A 19,717-nucleotide genomic window follows, 5' to 3' on the forward strand; every position below is an offset into this window, starting at 1 on the left:
ATGTGCAGGTCAGCGTGCGGATGCTGGACGGTTTCGCCGTACAGGTGGACGGCGCGCCGATTCCTGCGCGCCGGTGGAGCCGTCGCCAAGCGGCGGCGCTGGTCAAACTGCTGGCGCTGTCGCCCGGTGGAAGGCTGCACCGCGACCGCGTGGTCGACGCCTTGTGGCCGGAGCTCAGCGTGGATCTCGCGCTTCCCCGGCTGCACAAGGCCGCTCACTATGCCCGTACGGCGCTTGCCGATCGCGATGCCGTGGTCCTGAAGGGCGATGTCGTCGCGCTGTTCCCGGGCGCGATGCTCGAGGTTGATGCCGGCGCGTTCGAGGCGGCCGCGGATGCCGCGCTGGCGGCCGACCCCGCATCGCCGGAGCTCTGCGCCAAAGCGCTTGTGCTCGCGGGCGAACTGCTCCCCGACGACCTGGCCGAGCCGTGGCTGGACGGACCGCGTGACCGGCTTCGCCTTCAGGTCATGCGCCTGCTGCGCGGTGCGGGTCGCTGGGAATCCCTGCTGGCCATGGATCCCGCCAACGAGGAGGCGCATGTCGAACTCCTGCGCGAAGCGGTCGTCTCCGGTGACCGGCCGACCGGGCTGCGCCGCTACGCCCGGATGCAGCACGCGCTGAGCACCGAGCTCGGCATCTCGCCCGGGCTCGAGGCCGTCGTACTTCGCGACCGTCTGCTGGCCGCCGAGTCGGTTGCGCCGCCTCGATCCGCCGAAGTGGTGAGCGGACCGCAGGGCAGCACGGACCTGGTGGAGCGGGACGCGGAGCTGGCCGAACTCACCGCGGCCGTCGGCACAGCCGTCGACGAAGGCCGTGGTGTCGTCGTCTTGGTCTCGGGCGAGGCGGGAGCGGGCAAGTCGGCGCTGGTGCGTACGTTCGCCGACGGACTGAGCCGCGCGATCAAGGTTGGGATCGGCGGTTGCGACGACCTGCTCGCGCCGCGCAGCCTCGGGCCGTTCCGCGACATGGCCGAGAGCGACGCGGAGCTGGCCGCGGCCCTGTCGGGGGATCGGCTCGACACCGCACTGCCGGGTCTGCTGCGCGCGTTCTCCGCGTGCCCGTCGGTCGTGGTGGTTGAGGACATCCACTGGGCCGACGACGCGACGCTCGACGCGATCCGGTTCCTGGCCCGCCGGTTCCCGGCCATCCCGGCCGTGCTCGTGCTGACCTTCCGGGAGACCGGTGTCGACGCCGGTCACCCACTGCGGCAGTTGCTGGGCAGCCTGGCGGGTTCCGCCGTACGCCGAGTGACGTTGCCACCGTTGAGCGTCGAGGCGGTACGCCGGCTCGGTGCGACGAGCACTCGTGAGGCGGTCGAGATCCACCGGGTGACGCAAGGGAATCCGTTCTTCGTCACCGAGGTGCTCGCCGCCGGCGAGACCGACGTACCGCCGACCGTCCGCGATGCTGTCCTGGCCCGCTTGGGCAGGCTGTCGCCGTCGGCCCGCATGCTGCTGGAACGGCTGTCCGTGATCCCGAGTCGCGCCGAACGACGGCTGGCGGAGAGCCTCGCCGGAGATCAGCCGGTGCTGGTCGAGGCCGAGCGGTCGGGCATGCTGATCGGAACCGACGCCACGCTCGCGTTCCGCCACGAACTGGCCAGGCGGGCGATCGAGTCGTCGCTGACGGCCGGGGAACGGATCGGCGCCAACCGGGCCGTGGTCGACAGGCTCCTCGAGGATCCGGCCGCCGAGCCTTCCCGGCTGGTGCATCACGCGGAGCGATGTGGACGCACCGACGTGATCCTCGAGTACGGTCCGGCCGCCGCTCTCGAGGCTGCCCGCCTTGGTGCGCACCGCCAAGCGGTCGGAGTCCTTGACGTCGTACTGCGGCACCGCGAGCTGCTCGGCTCGTCCGAAGCCGCGGAGCTGCTGACCCGGCGTGCCTACTCCCTCTACGTGGTCAATCGTTTCGAGGCCGCGCTGGAATCGGCCTCGGCCGCGGTTGGTGCGGCCGAGGAGGCCGGCGATGCGTCTCGGCTGGCCGATGCCTTGCTGGTGCTGGCGCGGGTCGTCATGTTCGGGCACGGACCGATGCGAGCCCGGCTCGCCGCGGCGCAAGCCGTCGAACTGCTCGAGACGACTGGCGACGACGCCCGGCTGGCCGCGGCCCTGATCGAGCAGGCCCGCGCTCACAGCAACCTGGCGACGGTCGGCATCGTCGCCGAGCCGAGCGCACGGGCCGAGCGGTACGCCGAGCGCGCACTGGCCATCGGGTTGCGGTTGGGGCGGCAGGACCTGGAAGCGCAAGCCGGGTGCTATCTGGGCGACGCCCGGCTGGCCCGGGGCGATGCGCGCGGCGACGAGGACTTGCGGCGTGCGATCTCCCTGGCCGGGGCGGACAGCCGGATCGAGACGCTGGTGCGGTGCTATGTGAACGCGGCCGGCGGCGCCTATCGCAGCGGCCGTCTGGACGACGCGGAGAGGTACGTCGCTGCCGGGTTGCGGGCCGCGGCGGACGGCGAGTTCTTCGCCGGTCAGTATCGATTGCGGCTCACCGACGCCGCGGTCCAGGCGAGCCGAGGCCACTGGGACCTGGCGATCGCCGACCTTGGCGCGCTCCTGGACAGCCCAGGCGAACCGGGGTTGATGGAAGCGCTGGCCCGCAGCGTCCTCGCCCGGCTTCTCGCCCGGCGTGGCGATTCCACGGCCGGCGAGGTCCTGGCCGTCGCGCTCGCCGATCGAGCACTAGCGGACGACAGCTTCGTCGTGGGTCCGCTGGCGGCCGCACGGATCGAGCTCGGCTGGCTGGACGGCTCGCTCGGCGCCCTGACCGACGACGCGCAGCGAGCGCTCAGGCTCGCCGAGGCCGCCGGGCATCGGTCGATGCACGGCGAGCTCTGCACCTATCTGCGTCGAGCCGGCATCGACGTACCGGCTCCCGCCGACGTACCAGGCCCGTGGGCGGCGACGCTCGCCGGCCAGTGGCAGGAGGCGGCGGCGGCGTGGGGCCGCCTGGGCGACCGGTACGAGCAGGCGGTCGTGCTGGCGACGGCCCCGGACCGCCAGGCGCGTGCGCATGGACTGCTCACGCTGCGTGAACTGGGAGCCGCAGGTACGACGCTCGCCGTCTGAGCCGCCCGTGGCCGACTCCGGACGGTGACGGTCGCTAACCTCTTGACGTCGTGGTTTAAACCGGTTTAGATGCCTGTTAAACCGGTTCAAACCCGCCAAGGTAGGTGCATGTGAGCAAACAGCGGCCGACGATCGCGGATGTCGCGACCCGGGCTGGGGTGTCCAAGGGCGCGGTGTCGTTCGCGCTGAACGGACGGCCCGGGCTGGCGCAGTCGACCGTGGACAAGATCATCGCGGCCGCCGACGAACTGGGCTGGCGGCCCAGCAACCGGGCCCGGTCGCTCTCGGTCTCGAAGGCGTTCGCCCTCGGCCTGGTGATCACCCGGGACCCCGCGGTGCTGTCGTCTGACCCGTTCTTCCCAGCCTTCATCGCGGGGGTCGAGAGCGTGCTCTCGACCCGCGGGCAGGCTCTGGTCCTGCAGGTCGTCACGGCCGGCGAGGACGAGGAGGCCGGTTACCGGCGACTCGCACAGGACGGCCGGGTCGACGGGGTGTTCCTGTCCGACCTCCGGCACGACGATCCCCGGATCGGTCTGCTGGTCGAGCTCGGTCTGCCGGCCGTCACGCTGAACCGGCCCGACGGGGCGTCACCGTTCCCGGCCGTCACCCTGGACGACCGGCCCGGCACCACCGCGGTGGTCGAGCATCTGCTGCGGCTCGGTCACACCCGGATCGCGCACGTCGGCGGCCCGCCGGCGTTCGTGCATGCAACCGCGCGATCCACGGCTTTCGCCGCGACCCTCGCCACGGCCGGTCTGGAGCCGGTGGCGATGGAGACCAGCGACTTCACCGCCGCCGGCGGGATCGAGGCCACCCGGCGGTTGCTCGCCCTGGCCGAGCCGCCGACCGCGATCGTCTACGCCAACGACCGGATGGCGATCGCCGGCCTCGGCGCGGCCCATGCTGCCGGACTGAGCGTGCCGGACGACCTCAGCATCGCCGGCTTCGACGACAGCGAGATCGCCGAGTACGTCCACCCCGGCCTGACCACTGTCCGCGCCGACCCGTTCCGCTTCGGCGAGGCGGCGGCCCACACCCTCAACCAGGTCGTCGACGGCGCCGCCGACGTACCCGATGTCGAGCTGCCCCCCGCGCAGCTCGTCGTACGCCGCTCGACCGCTGTACCCCCACAGCTGGAGGAATCATGAAGTTGCAAGCTGGACTGCTGGCCGTTGTCCTGGCCGGCTCGCTCGCCGCGTGTGGCGGCAGTAGTGGCGGCTCTGGTAGTGCCGACACCGCTGCCAAGGCCCGCGGGCCGATCACGATCTGGTACTCGAACAACGCCGAGGAAGTGGCCTGGGGCAAGCAGATGGTCGCGGCCTGGAACACGGCCCACGCGGACCAGAAGGTCACCGCCCAGGAGATCCCGACCGGGAAGAGCTCCGAGGAGGTGATCGGCGCCGCGATCACCGCCGGCAACGCGCCGTGCCTGATCTTCAACACCTCGCCGGCCTCGGTCTCGCAGTTCCAGAAGCAGGGCGGTCTGGTGCCGCTCGACTCGTTCAGCGACGGTACGTCGTACATCGAGGACCGCTCCGGGGACATCGCCAAGCAGTACAAGTCGGCCGACGGGAAGTACTACCAGCTGCCCTGGAAGTCGAACCCGGTGATGATCTTCTACAACAAGAAGGCGTTCGCGAAGGCCGGTATCGACACCGCGAAGCCGCCGCTGACGACGTACGACGACTTCCTCGCCACGTCGCGCAAGCTGGTCGCGGCGAAGGCCGCGAAGGTCGCCATCTACCCGGCGCCGAGCAACGAGTTCTATCAGTCCTGGTTCGACTTCTACCCGCTGTATGCGGCCGAGAGCGGAGGCAAACAACTGGTCGAGGACGGCAAGTCGACGTTCAACTCCGACGAAGGCAAGCGGGTCGCTACCTTCTGGCGGACGATGTACGCCGACAAGCTGGCGTCGCAGGAGAAGTACACGGGTGACGCGTTCGTCGACGGCACCTCCGCGATGGCCGTGGTCGGTCCGTGGGCGATCGCGTCGTACAAGGGCAAGGTCGACTGGGGCGTCGTCCCGGTGCCGACCTCGGCCGCCAAGCCGGCGAGCGAGATCCACACCTTCTCCGACGCGAAGAACGTCGCGATGTACTCGTCCTGCAAGAACCGCGGGACGGCGTGGGACGTGCTGAAGTTCGCCACCAGCCAGGAGCAGGACGGTAAGTTCCTGCAGACGACCGGCCAGATGCCGCTGCGGAAGGACGTCGCGTCGGCGTACGCGGACTACTTCACCAAGAACCCCGACTACAAGGTGTTCGCGGACCAGGCAGCCCGTACGGTCGAGGTGCCGAACGTGCCGAACTCGATCACCATCTGGCAGACCTTCCGGGACGCCTACTCCAAGTCGGTCATCTTCGGCCAGCAGGACACGGGTGAGGCCCTGGACGGCGCCGCGCAGAAGATCGATCAGCTCGTCAAACAGTCATGATCGCCGGACGTCGCGGCCTGACCGGGCGGATCCTGGGGGAACACCCGGTCGGGACGGCGTTCGTCACACCGTACGTCGTCTTTCTGTTCGCAGTATTCGCCTACCCGCTCGGGTTCGCCGTGTACATGTCGTTCCACGACTACTTCTTCGCGGCGCCCGGTGCGGTCGTGGACCGGCCGTTCGTCGGGTTCGAGAACTACGTCACGGTGCTGACGGATCCCGCGGTCCAACGATCCTTCTACAACGTCCTGATCTTCCTCGTCATCAATGTGCCGCTGACAGTCATCTTCTCCCTCGGGTTGTCGACCGCGCTGAACTCGGCGATCCGGTGGCGGACGTTCTTCCGGGTCAGCTACTACGTGCCGTACGTGACCGCCAGCGTCGCCGTGGTCGGGGTCTGGCTGTTCCTGTTCAACTCGAACGGGCTGGTCAACACCATCCTCGGCCCGCTGGCGCCGGATCCGTCCTGGCTGGTCAACTCGAAGCTGGCGATGCCGACGATCGCGTTCTATGTGACCTGGAAGCAGCTCGGGTTCTTCATCCTGCTGTACCTGGCCGCCTTGCAGAACGTCGGGGCGGACCTGTACGAGGCGGCGTCGATGGACGGCGCCGGCCGCTGGAAGTCGTTCCTGAACGTGACCGTGCCGGGGGTCCGGCCGGCCACCACGCTGGTGGTCCTGTTGGCCACGGTGACCGGGGCCAACCTGTTCACCGAGCCTTATCTGCTGACCGGCGGCGGTGGGCCGGACGGGGCGTCCGCTTCGCCGGTTCTGATCATGTACCAGAAGGGCATCGAGCAGGGCAATCCGGACGTCGGCTCTGCGATCGGCGTGCTGCTGGTGATCGGCGTACTCATCATCGCTCTGATCGAACGGCGCTTCGTAGGGAGGGAGGACTGATGCGACTACGGTTCATCGCCCTGCTGCTGGGCGCGTTCGTGTTCCTCTTCCCCTTCTACTACATGCTGATCGGCAGTCTGCAGACCGAGCCGGATTCGACGGTGCGCGGGGCGTTCCCGCAGCTGGGGAACCTGACCGGCCACAACTACACCGCGATCAACGAGGCGATCAACCTCGGCCGGTCGTTGATCAACTCCGGCATCTTCACCGGTGGGGTCATCCTCGGCACGCTGGTCTTCGGTGTGCTCGCGGGTTATGCGCTGGCGCGGTTGCAGTTCCGCGGCCGCGGGCTGGTGTTCAACCTGATGCTGCTGATCCAGGTCGTCCCGTTCCAGCTGCTGACGATCCCGCTGTACGTGCTGATCGTGCGCAGTTACGGGCTGGCGGACTCGTACGGCGGGATGATCCTGCCGTTCCTGATCAACTCGACCGCGGTCTTCGTGTTCCGGCAGTACTTCCTGCAGTTGCCGGCCGAGCTTTTCGACGCGGCCCGGATCGACGGTGCGTCCGAGCTCAACATCTTGTGGCGGGTCGCGGTGCCGTTGGTGAAACCGGCGCTGCTGACCGGCGTACTCCTGACGTTCATCGGGCCGTGGAACGAGTTCCTCTGGCCGTTCCTGATCACCAAGCAGCAGAACCTGCAGCCGCTCGCGGTCTCGTTGTCGAACTACCTGACCACGGTCGCGTCCCGGGCGGCGAACCCGTTCGGCGCCGTGCTCGCAGGGGCCTGTGTGCTGGCCGCGCCCGCGGTGGCGCTGTTCGTGATCTTCCAGCGCCGCTTCATCTCCTCGAACCTCTCGTCCGGGGTCAAGGGCTGAAATCTCTCCTTCTGAAAGGCTTCTCGTGGTTACTGTTCCTTACACCCTGACCCGCGTCGGCGTCCTGATGACGGCCGAGCCGGGCAACGAACTCGAGGCCGAGGGGGTGCTGAACCCGGCCACCGGGCACACCCCCGACGGCACGCTGTACCTCCTGCCGCGACTGGTTGCTGCCGGCAACGTGTCGCGGGTCGGGCTGGCCGAGGTCGAGCTGAAGGACGGTGTGCCGGTCGGCGTCCGGCGCGACGGCGTCGTCCTGGCCCCGGACGAAGGCTGGGAGCGTGGACTGAACAACGCCGGCGTCGAGGACCCGCGGGTGACCTGGGTCCCGTTGCTCGGCCTGCACGTGATGACGTATGTCGCCTATGGTCCGCTCGGCCCGAAGCCGGCGTTGGCGGTGTCATCGGATCTGCGTTCGTGGACGCGGCTGGGGCCGTTGCACTTCGAGTACCAGCCTTCGCTCGACACTGATCTGAACCTGTTCCCCAACAAGGACACGGTGTTCTTCCCCGAGCCGGTGACCGGTCCGGACGGCGAACCGTCGTACGCGATGTTGCATCGGCCGATGTGGGACCTCGGATGGTTCCGTGAGGGCGAGGGCGTGCACCTCCCGGCCGGGGTCACCGATGACCGGCCGGGGATCTGGGTGTCGTTCGTATCGGTGGCCGACGTCGAGGCTGATCTGGGGAATCTCGTGCATCTGCGCAACCACCGGCTGGTGGCGATGTCGGAGTACCCGTTCGAGGAGCTGAAGATCGGGGCCGGCCCGGCGCCGCTGCGGGTGCCGGAGGGCTGGCTGGTGATCCATCACGGCGTCACCGGTGAGCAACCGGAAGGGTTCGATCCGACCACCCAGCGGGTCTGCTACGCGGCCGGCGCGCTGCTGCTGGATCCGGACGACGTGACCCGGGTGATCGCGCGGACGCCGGAGCCGATCCTGGTGCCGGAGACCGAGGAGGAGAAGGTCGGGACCGTCGGCAACGTGGTCTTCCCGACCGCGATCGAGGAAGTGGACGGCGTGCGCTACGTCTTCTACGGCATGGCCGACGCGGCGATCGGTGTCGCGAGATTGGACCGACTGACATGAACCCGACCCGCCGTACCGTCCTCGGCGGCGCCGTCGCCGCTTCCGCCGCCGCGATGTTGCCGACGGCAACCGTTGCCGCGGCGACCCCGAAGGGTGGGCGGCTGTCCAACCTCGCCCACCTCGATTTCCTCCGGGCCTCGGTCACTCCACCGGCAGCGTCCGGCCACAGCACCTTCGGCTCAGGCCCGCTCGGCGTGTTGTGGACCTACGCGGATCGTCAAGCCGACGGCTCTTACAAGCGCATCGGTGGCGGCACCTACGACCCCGTCACCAACACCTACGGGCAGGGCGCCTACAACGCCGACGACATCTCCCGCGCCGCCGTCGTCTACCTCCGTCACGGGGAGCTCTTCCACGACGCGTCCTCGCTGGCCGCCGCTCGCGGTCTACTGCGCGGCCTGGCGTTTCTCCAGTCACCCAACGGCAACGTCGTCCTCTGGATGCAACCGGACGGCACCCTCAACCCCAGCGCCGATCCCCCCGAACTCCCCGACCCCTCCGACTCCGGACCGGCGTACTGGCTCGCCCGCACGGTCTGGGCGCTAGGCGAGGGGTACGCCGTCTTCCGCCGAACCGACCGTGCCTTCGCCGACTTCCTGAAGGCTCGCCTCGAACTCGCGGTGTCAGCGTTGGAGCGTCAAGTGCTCACCCGCTACGGCCAGTACAACATCGTTGACGGTCGCCGTGTGCCAGCCTGGCTTATCGTCAACGGTGCCGATGCGACGTCCGAGGCTGTCCTCGGCCTGGCGGCCTATGTCCGAGCCGGTGGGTCAGCGCGGGCTCGGCGAGCGCTGGCACAGTTCGCCGAAGGCATCGCGGCGATGAGTGCTGGATCGACGACTGTTTGGCCGTTCCGCGCCCTGCTGCCGTGGGGCGAGTCCATCTCCGACTGGCACGCGTGGGGTGCCCAGATGCCGTCCGCACTCGCCGCTGCCTCGTCGGCGCTGGGCTCTCGCCGCTTGCTTGACCCGGCGATCGGCGACACCGCCGGCTTCACGCCGTTGCTGATGACTGCCGGTGGGCCGGACAACGGCTGGCTCCCCGCTCCGATCGACCGTACGCAGATCGCCTACGGCGTCGACGCTCGCCTGCAAGGCCTCTTGGCGGGCGGACTGCCCGGCCTCAAGCAGGTCGCGGCTTTCGTCGCCGCCTGGTACTTCGGCGCGAACCGGGCCGGCGAGGCGATGTACGACCCGGCCACCGGCCGCACGTACGACGGCATCTCCGGTGACGGTGTGGTCAACCGGAACTCCGGCGCCGAGTCCAGCATCCACGGCCAGCTCTCCATGCTCGCCCTCGACGCCGCACCGGAGATCGCCCGCCTGCTCGGCCGACCGACGTACGACGGTCTCCGGGTCGTCGAAGCGGAGTCGGCAACCGGCGGTCAGGTGGTCACGCCACCCTCCGCCTGGACCGGCGAATCCCAATGGAGCAACGGCTCCTACCTGTCGCTGGGAGCCGGCGAGTCCGCGACCTGGACCCTGCCGTCCTCATCCCAGCCGGTCCTGGTCCTCCCGATCGTCAACCTGGTCGACACACCGTCGCCCGCTCGCACCACGTGGACCACCGGCTCGCATGTCCTGGGCACCATCGATCATGTGACTGGCCCGCAAGGCATCTCCGCGGCTCCTGGTGCTCTGCTACCGATCACGCTCGCCACACCACTTCCGCCGTACGCGACCAACCTGAAAGCCACCGCGACCGCTCCGGCCCAGGTGGACGCGCTACTCCTGATCCCCATGATCAGCACGCTGCGCCTGGACAACGGGACCTTGCTGACCAGCGTCGACTCGCATCCTCGCAGTGTCAGCGTCCCGGGCCGAGTGGCCTACTCCTACACCTCCACCGGCCAACTCCATTCGCGCACCAATCCCAGTCACGCGGTCGTCCAACCCGGCGGCTTCACCGTCGTGCTCGGGTGATCGCCTCAGCACACCAGTTCGCCGTGAACAGCAATGCTGACACGCGGAGAGGGCTCAGCCCAGAAGGATTCTCGGCGGTACGCCGGTGAGGGCCTTCACGTCGCGGGTGAAGTGGGCCTGGTCGGCGTACCCGGTCCGGACCGCGACGTCGGCGAGCGCGAGGCCGGTGCGGGCCTGGTCGAGGGCGACGTTCATCCTGAGGACGCGGTCGAGCATCTTCGGGCCGTAGCCGAACGCGTTCAGGCAGCGGCGATGCAGCTGTCGCTCGCTCAACCCGACGCTGCCGGCCAGACCCCACACGCCGGCTCCGCCGCGCAGCACACCGGCCCGGATGCTCCGCAGTACTTGAATGATCAGCCGATCCGGCGGCTCCTCGGCCAGGCTCGCCACGGCCTCGTCCAAGGCCCTGGCCGGGTCCGGCGCCGACCGGATGCGGTCGAGCATCCGCCTGCTCCGGGCCGGGGACCAGAGGTCGGCCAGCTGGACGCGCTCATTGAGCAGCTCCTTCGCCGGTACGCCGAGGAAGTCCGGCGCGGCTCCGGGCGCGAACCGGATCCCGGCGTACCTGGTCCCGCGGTCCGCGGTCCCGGTCCACGCGCGGCTGTCAGGCCCGGCGACGATCAGGTCGTCGTCCGTGAACAGCAGGTCCATACAGCCGTCAGGCAAGATTCGGTACTCCCCGCCCTCGGCGGTCCGCGTCCACAGGGCGGCGCCGGGCACCAGCGCGGGGCGCTCCCGGTACGGCTCGACAACCAGAGTCACGCCACCACTCTGCAACCCGCCACCGACAGTTTCTGCCGGTTGTGGTCACGGCTCTCGCGATTGAGGATGGTGTGCACGCTGACTGGGGGAGCTGATTGGATGTCGCGTCGAGATGATGTGTCGGGCGTGCCGCTGCTCGGACGGACCGTCGCTCCTGCGGGATCGGGGCTGGTGCTCGCGGAGTGGGAGGCGGCGGGGCGTACGTCGGACCAGGTGGCTTGGCAGGCGCCGCTGCACGTCCATCACGAGGACGACGAGGCGTGGTACGTCCTCTCCGGGACGCTGCGGCTCCGGATCGACGGCGAGGACTACGACGTCCCGGCCGGATCGGGGATTGTCGGCCCGCGTGGGGTGCCGCACACGTTCGGCAACCCGGGCGAGGAGCCGGCCAGGTACGTGCTGGTGATGTCGGCGACGACGCACGCGATGCTCGGGGAGCTGCACGGCGGATTCTCCGGCGACGTGGCCGCACTCTTCGAGAAGTACGGCTGCGCGTTGCTCGAGTAGTCGCCGGCTACCGGCTCGGGGGGTACTGCTGCGGCGGTACGACGTCCAGCACCGGCACGTCGACCGGGACATACTTGACCAGGGCAACGTTCTCGCGGATCAGTTCGTCGCGGACCGTCGTACCGGTGCGCCGGTCGATCACCGTCCGCCAGATCTCGTTGCGGCGGAAGTACTCTGCGCCGACCCGGAGGAACCGCTCACCCCGCGAGAACACCCGGTACGACGATTCGGCCGGAACGTCGGCGAAGATCTCGCCCTCCAGGTAGCGATCGCCCACTCCGACGCGCAGCTGGAACGTCTGGTCGCTGTCGTTGCGGAACTGCAGATCCACGTAGTTGTAGACGATGCTGCAGCCCACGCCCCACGGCAGCACCCGCCCGTTGTCCGGGAACGGGTCGAAGCTGTGCGTGGATCGCTGCGTCACCGTCAACGGCGAGTGCAACACCATCCAGTGCAGCAGGTTGGCGAGCTGGCAGATCCCGCCACCGATGCCCGGCCGCGCCTGCCCGTTCGAGAGCCGCATGCCCTTCCGATAGCCCTTGCGGCGCGTGGCATTGCCCACCAGCTTGTTGAACGAGAACGTCTCACCCGGCCGGATCAGCAGCCCGTCCACCTGGGCGCATGCGAGCTTCAGGTTGGTCACCTTGTTGTGCTGCATCCACATCTCGGTCTCGCCGAGCTGCCGCAACAGCAACGACTTGTGCCGCTTCACCCGCACCGGCAACTCGTCCACCTGCCGGAGCCGTGCGTACGGCGTACTGGACCGCATCCACTCGAGTCGCTTGAGCACGCGGTGGTACCGCACGGCCAGTGGATAGAGCAGCGGCATCCGCTCACTCCACCGGCGTCGCCGTACCGCGGGGAGCACTCGGGCTCGCTCCGCGTCGGTCAAGTCCTCCAGACCGACCCGCCACGCCACGTCCGGCGTCACCCCAGTGGACTCCGATCGCTCCGTGTCTGTCGGTTCGCTGAACTCCAGTGCCCTGCTGACGGTCGTGTCTGACATTCGTTCCCCCGAACGACGAGGGGCGGTCCTGCGACCGACCCGGTTACGGTACGCCGCGCCTGCCGCAGCCATATGACAGCGAAAGCACGATCGGATTGCGCTCCTCTACGACGCCAGAACTCCACCGAGAGTTCGATGCCGGGCTGGCGTGGCCTGCCGTCCGGGCTCCGACCGCTCCGCCCAAGCCGTCGCCGCTCAGCCGATCTCGAGCGCAGTACAGATCCATCGGTGACGCCGGAGCTCCATCCGCAAAGCGATCGCCCGCGACCGATCCCCATGCCGCACATGCGCAGCAACCTCAGCCACGTGCCGAGCCGGCGTACACACCCGCACCGACCGCACCGCACTCCGCTCCCGAGCACCGCGACTGGTAGCCGTAGTAGTCAGCCCCAACACCCGAACCCGCCGATTCAAATCCGCGAACACAGACTCATCCGCAAACCGAACCAACTGCGAAATCGGCCGATCCCCCGCCAGCACCTCCGAAACCGCCTGCACCAACCGCCCAGCCCAAGCCCGCGCATCCGGCACCCCTGGCCCAACCCCCGCCCCCGCCGCGGCCGCCGCTGCACGAGCAGCTCCACCCACCTCCGGCCCCGCCGACCCAAGCCCGTCCTCGGCCACCTTCAGCGCCGCCGCCCCGCCACCGGTCGCGACCACCGTCAGTGCCGCCGACCCGTCGCCGACCCCAGCCCTGACCGGCGCGGCCGACCCGTCAGCGGCTGCGGCCACCGTCAGTGCCGCCGACCCGTCACCGACCTCAGCCGGCACCGGTGCCGCCGACCCGTCACCGACGTCAGCCCTCACTGGCCCAGCCGATCCGTCGCTGGCCGCCGCCGGCACCGCTGCGAGCTTCCGCCCCTCAGCCACCGCGGCCTGAACCTTCAGGTGGGCTTCACCCTCGGCTTCGCGGGCCTGGGTTGAGGCTGTGGTGAAGGCGGCGAGAGTGGTGAGGGTGGTGGGTGCGGAGACCACGCCGAGGCGGGTGATCGCCTGCAGGCGCAGGGCCAGCGCGCCGTCGGTCATGCTGTCCGCGTAGCGCACCGTCGCCGGCACGGTGTGCGCCGGAGGACCATCGACAGCCCACAGCCGCGGTGTCGCGATGCTGACCTCGCCGGCCACGTCGTCCGGGGACGCCGGGGTCTCGGGGACAGCTGCGAGAGGGGTGAGGGGAGTCGGGTGCTGGAGTTCGTCCGCACGGAGGTTCTGAGGCTGGCTCATGTCACTTCTCCTGGTGGGTGGGCGGCACGTGCTGGCCGGTCGCGGCTGCCGGGATGCGCAGTACCTGACCGGGAAGAATGAGGTCGGGATCGGAACCGATCACCTGACGGTTGGCGGCGTACCACTCCGGCCACCGGGCCGCGATCGCCTCGGCACTGGCGTTCGGACCCAGTTCCCGCGCCGCGATGCTCCACAACGAGTCCCCGGCCCGCACCACAACCCGCCCAGGCACCCGCACCGGAACCCCGGACCGCAGATCCGTATACCGAGTAGCCGCCCCCACCGCCGGCCGATCCGGCACCCCCACCCGAACCCGCCCCCCACCCGGCACCCCGTCCTCCATCCGTCCCACCCCAGACCGCTCCACGCCGGGCCGGTTCACGCCGGGGTGGGTAGTGCCGGGCTCGGTGGTGCCGCGCTGCTTCACGCCGGGCTGGTCTACGCCAGGCCGGGTGAGGTCGGGTTGGGTGGCGCCGGCGTCCGGGTGAGCGGTGGGTGCGTGCCCGGTGATGTGGACCGTTGAGCCGGGCTCGGTGGTGCGCCAGTTCGTCGTGTCTGAGGCGGCGTGCAGGGGGGCGGGTGCCTGTCCGGCGAGGTGGACGGTTGAGCTGGGCTTGGTGGGGGTGCTGGTGAGTTGGACGGTGGAGTGGGGCTCTACCTGGGTCCAGGGGCGGGTGGTAGTGGCGTCGGCTGGGGTTGCGTGGGCTACGCCGACGGTGAGCGGGGTGACGGCGGCGACGCCGAGGCTGGAGCGGAGGAGGGTGCGGGCGGTGGTTGAGGTGATCCGGCCGGCGATGGCTCCGGCAAGGGCACCGATGGCTCCGGGGAGTTGCTCCAGGACGGTCATGACGACTGCGAGGACGAGCCAGCCGTAGGCCATCCAGGCGACGGTGCCGACGGCGAGGACTGTCATCGAGTCGAGGTCGTGGCTGTTCACTCCGGTGATCGAGCCCGCGGTCATCCAGCGCAAGCCCAGGCCGACGCCGACGAGCGCCAGCACCGCGAGCGTCCCCTTCACTGCCCGGATCATCGCGTTCATCCCGCTTCGCTCCCGACTTATGAGTTTGCTTGAGTTTGCGTTGGCTTGACCACTATAGACCGGTTCTACTGTCACTTTGCAAGTCCTTAACGCACGAAGCGTGCACTTCCCTGACAGAGGGTGACCGCCAACGGCCGGTAGGTTCAGCGGGCATGCGGTGGGATGCGTTGTTCGCGGACCTGGAGTCGCAGTTCGAGGCGCTTCAGGAGGGCGACCTGTACGGCGAGGTCGCGGATCGGGTCCGGGCCGAGGTCGGGAAGATCACGGTGCTCGACCGGCTGCGCGGGGCCGTGGACACGGTCGTCCGGGTGGAGTTGATCGACGCGGACCCGGTACACGGGACGTTGACGCGGGTCGGGAAGGACTGCCTGCTGATCGAGACCGAGCGGTACGAGGAGTGGCTGATCCCGGTCGCCGCGCTGGTCGCCGTACACAGGCTGGGGCCGTGGGCGGAGCCGGCGAGCGGGGCGGTCGAGGGGAAGCTCGGGCTGGCGCACCTGCTGCGGGGGATCGCGCGCGACCGCTCACCGGTCACGCTGTTCTGTAGCGGCGGCGGACCGGTCACCGGCACGATCGACCGGGTCGGAGCCGACTTCCTCGAGCTGGCCGAGCATCCCCTGGACGCTCCCCGGCGCCGGAGCGAGGTCTACAACCAGCGCCTGGTCCCCACCCAGGCCCTCCGCGCCCTCCGCCGCCGCTGAGCCAACCGCATCCGGCCGACAGCGCTCCGGTCCGAAGTCCCGGCAGAGCCGCGATCACCCGACCGGTTCCACGACTGAACCGACCACACTCGCGAGGCTGGGTCGGACAGTGGAGGGATTCCCTACTGGACGGGCCAGAAACCCTCCACGAATCCCGCGGGCGCTGGCTTTGGCGAGCGCTACACACCCGGAGTGACTAGCAGAATCCCCGGAACCCCAGACAGACCGGCCCGGCGCCGGCTCGCCTGGGTTAGTGGTGCGCTTCTTCCGTCTGCTCTGCTTCTTCGCCGAACGGATGACTGTCGATGAAGTCCTTGGTCTCGCTGTAGAGCCGTTCGATGTACTTCTCGAGCTCGGTGGCCTCGACCCGCCACTGGCCACGACCGCCGATCTTGACCGCGGGGATGTCGCCGCGCCGGACCAGGGCGTACACCTGGTTGGCCGAGATGTTGAGGACTTCGGCGACGTCGGCGAGCTGGAGGAATCGGGGACCCGGCATCCGTCCTACTCCTTCACATAGTGGCTGGTTCCGTCAGTTTGCCACGGTTGACGATGGGATGATCTCGTTTGTCCCCAGGCAAGGGCAGGGAGTGACGCCCTGTGGATGACCGTTCACAGCGAGGTCCCCGGACACGGCAGAATGTCGGCTCCGAGAGCGATCGATTGACTGGGGAGTTCGACGTGGTCGACACAGCAGTGCGGAGTGGGTTCGGGGCACCGTCCGTCCCGGCCCAGCGCAACCGGCGGGCCCGGTGGAAGGACGGCCGGCTCGTCCTCGGCGTACTGCTCGTCGCCATCACCGCGCTGGCCGGCGCCAAGCTGCTGTCGGCGGCCGACGACACCACCACGATCTGGGCGGCCAAGCACGACCTCCGGGCTGGCACCACGCTGACCGGGGACGACCTCACCACCGTGCGGGTGCGCTTCACCAGCAGCGACGACGCCAGCAGGTACGTCGCCGCTGGCGCCGACCTCAATGGCCTCGTCGTAGCCCGCGCCGTCGACGCCGGTGAGTTCGTGCCGCGAGAGGCGGCAGTCTCCGAGTCGGAGCGCAACCGCACCGAGTTGCCGTTGTCGGTCGCGACCGGACGGCTGCCGTCGGACACCGCGGGAGGCGACACAGTGGACATCTGGGTCGTCCCGAAGGAGCAGAGTCAGCCGGCCAAGCTGCTCTGGAGCAGCGTTCGCGTTCTCCAGATCGACGCGGTCAAAGGCGTGGCAGGTGGTTCGGCCCGCAGACAGGTCCTGATCGGGCTGGCGCCGTCCGACCTGTCGCGGCTCCCGGCCGCGCTCACCGCGATGAGCGCGGGCGAGCCGACTCTGGTGCGGCGGGCCGGCTGATGTCCGTCCCCGTTCTGCTGGCCGTGACCGGCGCCCCCTGGGAGGCAGACGTCGTACGGCGGACCGAGCGCGCACCCGGGATCCGGGTGGTGCGGCGCTGTGTCGACCTCGCTGACGTGATGGCGGCGGCCGCGAGCGGTCAGGCCCGCGCGGTGCTGCTCGCCGACGACCTGGCCCGGCTCACCTCGGATGCCGTGTCCGCATTGCACACGCGCGGGATCGCCGTACTCGCCCTGGTGGACCCGACCGAGAACGGCGCCCCCTTCGGTGCCGAGGACAGGCTCAGCCGGATGGGGATCGAGCGCATCCTCCCGGCCGACGTCAGCCCGGAGGACCTCGGCCGCGCGGTGACCGATGCGGTCGAGTCGGGTCCGCCGGCCTCGCTGTCGCACTTCGGGGGCGGATTCGTGCCGCTGACTCCGGAGACGGCGGGCAACCCGCCGCCCGTCTACACCCAAGGCAGCGGCCGGGTGATCGCGGTCTGGGGCCCGACCGGCGCGCCCGGGCGGACCACCGTCGCCGTCGGACTGGCCTGTGAGCTCGCAGTCAAAGGCGTCCCGACCCTGCTCGCCGACGCTGACGTGTACGGCGGGACCGTTGCACAGCTCCTCGGGATGCTCGACGAGACCTCCGGGCTGGCCGCCGCGGCGCGGTCGGCGTCGAGTGGTTCGCTCGACATGGTGACGCTGGCGAAGCACGCGCGTCAGGTCGAGCCGCATCTGCTGGTGCTGACCGGCCTCAGCCGCGCCGACCGCTGGACGGAGTTGCGGCCGGCCGCGATCGAGTCGATCTGGTCGGCCGCGCGCATGCTGGCGCCGGTGACCGTCGTCGACGTCAGCTTCTGTATCGAGACGGATGAGGAGATCTCGTTCGACTCGCTGGCGCCGCGCCGCAACGGCGCGACCGTGGCGACGCTGGAGGAGGCCGACGAGGTGATCGTCGTCGGTACGGCGGACCCGGTCGGCCTGACCCGCCTGATCCGCGCGATCCACGAAGTACGCGCCATCGTGCCGTCGGTCAACCTCAGGGTGGTGGTCAACCGCGTCCGCTCCGGCTCCCTCGGCAGTTCTCCCGCCGATGCGGTCGGTGAGGCACTGACGCAGTACGCCGGGGTCCAGCCGGCCGCCCTGCTTCCGTACGACCTGAGCGCCGTGGACACCGCCATGTCCCGCGGCCGCAGCCTGGCCGAGTCCGCCAAGTCCAGCAAGCTCCGCAAGTCGCTCCAGCAACTCGCCGGAACCATCGCCAAGGAGCTCGTCGGCTGACCCGTGCCACTCAGGGTCGAGTCGGTGGGAATACGGGGGAAAACCCCACCGACAGGCGTCGGGGGATGTGTCAGGGTTGGGCTGTTGTCGCACCCCAGGGGGGAGCAATGTCCGACGTCGAGGGCCGGCCGCCGAGCACGATGAGCACCGAGCGGCGGTATGGGATCGCGATCTCGGTCGCGCTCATTCTCGGCGGGCTGTACTGGGCGCTGACCGGCCTGACCGAGGGCACCAAGACGGGCGAGGGCAGCTACCCGGTGCAGGGCGATGCGCTGCGAATCGACAGCAGCTCCGCGGAGGTCGAAGTACGCGCCGGCGACGGCCCGGACGTCAAGGTCGAGCGGCAGTTCGAGCGCAACGTGTTCGGGTCCGATCCGAAGGAGAAGTACGACAACGGCAAGCTCGAGCTGACCGATTCCGGCTGCGGGTTCCTGTCCTTCGGGTGCAAGACCACCTACATCGTGACGGTTCCCAAGGACCTGCCGGTGACGCTGAAGAGCAGCAGTGGGCACGTCAAGGTGTCCGGGCTCACCGGTGGTGCGGACCTGAAGTCGAGTTCGGGCACCATCGAGGTGCAGGACGTCGCCGGTCCGCTGCGGCTGGAGTCCAGCTCTGGTGACCTCGACGGGCAGGATCTGCGGGCGACCAGCGTGTCGACCGAGAGCAGTTCCGGCGATGTCGACCTCGACTTCGCGGTCGCACCGCAGTCGGTGGACTCGAAGGCGAGCTCGGGTGACGTGTCGATCCGGATACCGTCCGGCACCGAGTCGTACAAGGTGGAGACCGACACCTCGTCCGGCGACGAGTCGGCGAGTGTGAAGACCGACCAGACCGCGACCCGCACCATCAAAGCCAAGACCTCGTCGGGCGACGTCACTATCGAGTACAACCACTGACGCCGCGGATACGGCGAGTGACCGGTAGGACCGCCGGCGTGGTCGGGTCCATGTTCTGAGTAGGCTTGCCGGCATGTCAGAGGTCAAGGTGGTGCCGCGCGGCCTGCTGGTGGATTGGGGCGGCGTGCTCACCTCGGGCCTGGAGGCCGCGCTCCGGCGCTGGGCCGAACTCGACGGGTTCGACTTCGATTCCTACCTGCAGGCGGTGCTCGCCTGGCTGCCCGCCGCGACGCCCGAAAGCGCCACCGCGGAGGCCGAGCTGAACCCGGTGCACGCCCTCGAGCGCGGCCAGATCGCCGTCCCCGACTTCGAGCGCAAGCTCGCCTCGATCCTGGTCCGCCACGACGGTACGCCGGTGCCCGCGGAGGGGCTGATCGAGCGGATGTTCGCGCACTTCGAGCACCAGCCGGCGATGTCCGCACTGGTCCGCCGGGCCCGGTCGCACGGGATCCGCACCGCCCTGCTGTCGAACTCCTGGGGCAACACCTACCCGCGCGACACCTGGGACGGGATGTTCGACGACATCGTCATCTCCGGTGAGGTCGGGATGCGCAAGCCCGAGCCGGATATCTTCCTGCTGGCCGCCCGCCGGCTGGACCTGAAGCCGGCGGAGTGCGTCTTCATCGACGACCTGGAGCTCAACGTCGACGGCGCCCGCGCGATCGGCATGACCGCGATCCTCCACACCGAGTACGACGAGACCCGGCGAGCGCTGGAAACCCTGTTCGGAGCCGACCTGACGTGA

At 69.5% G+C, this 19,717-nt stretch carries 18 protein-coding genes; 13 read left to right on the plus strand and 5 right to left on the minus strand.

Annotation, left to right across the window (positions count from 1 at the left end):
• Positions 1 to 2 precede the first annotated feature (2 nt).
• The 7 genes from OG558_RS19165 (at position 3) to OG558_RS19195 (ending at position 10,234) form a co-directional block, all read left to right on the plus strand.
• Complete coding sequence (locus OG558_RS19165; protein ID WP_405071475.1) at positions 3 to 3,074, plus strand: ATP-binding protein; 3,072 nt, start codon at positions 3 to 5, stop codon at positions 3,072 to 3,074.
• A gap of 110 nt (positions 3,075 to 3,184) precedes the next feature.
• A complete protein-coding gene (locus OG558_RS19170; RefSeq protein ID WP_405071476.1) occupies positions 3,185 to 4,222 on the plus strand; it encodes a LacI family DNA-binding transcriptional regulator in 1,038 nt (345 codons plus the stop codon).
• Positions 4,219 to 5,508, plus strand: a complete 1,290-nt coding sequence (locus OG558_RS19175; protein ID WP_329484720.1) for an extracellular solute-binding protein — start codon at positions 4,219 to 4,221, stop codon at positions 5,506 to 5,508. Before OG558_RS19170 ends, OG558_RS19175 begins: the two co-directional genes overlap by 4 nt.
• Complete coding sequence (locus tag OG558_RS19180) at positions 5,505 to 6,407, plus strand: sugar ABC transporter permease (RefSeq protein ID WP_329484721.1); 903 nt, start codon at positions 5,505 to 5,507, stop codon at positions 6,405 to 6,407. The genes OG558_RS19175 and OG558_RS19180 overlap by 4 nt, the downstream gene beginning before the upstream one ends.
• On the plus strand, positions 6,407 to 7,225 hold the full coding sequence (locus OG558_RS19185) for a carbohydrate ABC transporter permease (RefSeq protein WP_405071477.1): 819 nt from the start codon (positions 6,407 to 6,409) through the stop codon (positions 7,223 to 7,225). Before OG558_RS19180 ends, OG558_RS19185 begins: the two co-directional genes overlap by 1 nt.
• 25 nt (positions 7,226 to 7,250) lie before the next feature.
• The gene (locus OG558_RS19190; RefSeq protein ID WP_405071478.1) at positions 7,251 to 8,312 is read left to right on the plus strand and encodes a glycosidase; all 1,062 of its coding nucleotides are present in this window, start codon (positions 7,251 to 7,253) and stop codon (positions 8,310 to 8,312) included.
• A complete protein-coding gene (locus OG558_RS19195) occupies positions 8,309 to 10,234 on the plus strand; it encodes a hypothetical protein (protein ID WP_405071479.1) in 1,926 nt (641 codons plus the stop codon). The genes OG558_RS19190 and OG558_RS19195 overlap by 4 nt, the downstream gene beginning before the upstream one ends.
• A 54-nt stretch (positions 10,235 to 10,288) precedes the next feature.
• On the opposite strand, the gene OG558_RS19200 is transcribed toward OG558_RS19195, so the two are convergent.
• A complete protein-coding gene (locus OG558_RS19200; RefSeq protein ID WP_405071480.1) occupies positions 10,289 to 10,996 on the minus strand; it encodes a helix-turn-helix domain-containing protein in 708 nt (235 codons plus the stop codon).
• A gap of 99 nt (positions 10,997 to 11,095) precedes the next feature.
• Here OG558_RS19200 and OG558_RS19205 point away from each other — a divergent pair, with 99 nt between their 5' ends.
• Positions 11,096 to 11,503: a cupin domain-containing protein gene (locus OG558_RS19205; RefSeq protein ID WP_405071481.1), complete on the plus strand. Its 408-nt coding sequence runs from the start codon at positions 11,096 to 11,098 to the stop codon at positions 11,501 to 11,503.
• A gap of 7 nt (positions 11,504 to 11,510) precedes the next feature.
• Here OG558_RS19205 and OG558_RS19210 read toward each other — a convergent pair whose 3' ends face one another.
• The 3 genes from OG558_RS19210 to OG558_RS19220 form a co-directional block, all read right to left on the minus strand.
• On the minus strand, positions 11,511 to 12,509 hold the full coding sequence (locus tag OG558_RS19210) for a VanW family protein (RefSeq protein WP_405071482.1): 999 nt from the start codon (positions 12,507 to 12,509) through the stop codon (positions 11,511 to 11,513).
• A gap of 195 nt (positions 12,510 to 12,704) precedes the next feature.
• The gene (locus OG558_RS19215; protein ID WP_405071483.1) at positions 12,705 to 13,730 is read right to left on the minus strand and encodes an Rv3235 family protein; all 1,026 of its coding nucleotides are present in this window, start codon (positions 13,728 to 13,730) and stop codon (positions 12,705 to 12,707) included.
• A 1-nt stretch (position 13,731) separates the two neighbouring features.
• Positions 13,732 to 14,760, minus strand: coding sequence for a LysM peptidoglycan-binding domain-containing protein (locus OG558_RS19220; protein WP_405071484.1), 1,029 nt, complete (start codon positions 14,758 to 14,760; stop codon positions 13,732 to 13,734).
• Between the two features lie 161 nt (positions 14,761 to 14,921).
• Between OG558_RS19220 and OG558_RS19225 the strand changes: the two genes are divergently transcribed.
• On the plus strand, positions 14,922 to 15,470 hold the full coding sequence (locus OG558_RS19225) for a hypothetical protein (protein ID WP_329484731.1): 549 nt from the start codon (positions 14,922 to 14,924) through the stop codon (positions 15,468 to 15,470).
• A 250-nt stretch (positions 15,471 to 15,720) separates the two neighbouring features.
• On the opposite strand, the gene OG558_RS19230 is transcribed toward OG558_RS19225, so the two are convergent.
• Positions 15,721 to 15,969 carry a helix-turn-helix domain-containing protein gene (locus tag OG558_RS19230; RefSeq protein ID WP_329484732.1) on the minus strand — a complete coding sequence of 83 codons (249 nt, stop codon included), beginning with the start codon at positions 15,967 to 15,969 and terminating at the stop codon, positions 15,721 to 15,723.
• Between the two features lie 182 nt (positions 15,970 to 16,151).
• Between OG558_RS19230 and OG558_RS19235 the strand changes: the two genes are divergently transcribed.
• From OG558_RS19235 to OG558_RS19250, 4 genes are all read left to right on the plus strand, one after another.
• A complete protein-coding gene (locus OG558_RS19235) occupies positions 16,152 to 16,811 on the plus strand; it encodes an SAF domain-containing protein (RefSeq protein WP_405071485.1) in 660 nt (219 codons plus the stop codon).
• On the plus strand, positions 16,811 to 18,076 hold the full coding sequence (locus OG558_RS19240; RefSeq protein WP_405071486.1) for a CpaE family protein: 1,266 nt from the start codon (positions 16,811 to 16,813) through the stop codon (positions 18,074 to 18,076). Before OG558_RS19235 ends, OG558_RS19240 begins: the two co-directional genes overlap by 1 nt.
• A 107-nt stretch (positions 18,077 to 18,183) precedes the next feature.
• On the plus strand, positions 18,184 to 18,972 hold the full coding sequence (locus OG558_RS19245) for a DUF4097 family beta strand repeat-containing protein (RefSeq protein WP_405071487.1): 789 nt from the start codon (positions 18,184 to 18,186) through the stop codon (positions 18,970 to 18,972).
• Positions 18,973 to 19,045: 73 nt separating this feature from the next.
• Positions 19,046 to 19,717, plus strand: coding sequence for an HAD family hydrolase (locus OG558_RS19250; protein WP_405071488.1), 672 nt, complete (start codon positions 19,046 to 19,048; stop codon positions 19,715 to 19,717).

Origin of the sequence: Kribbella sp. NBC_01510 (assembly GCF_045040325.1) — a bacterium.
Classification (GTDB): domain Bacteria; phylum Actinomycetota; class Actinomycetes; order Propionibacteriales; family Kribbellaceae; genus Kribbella.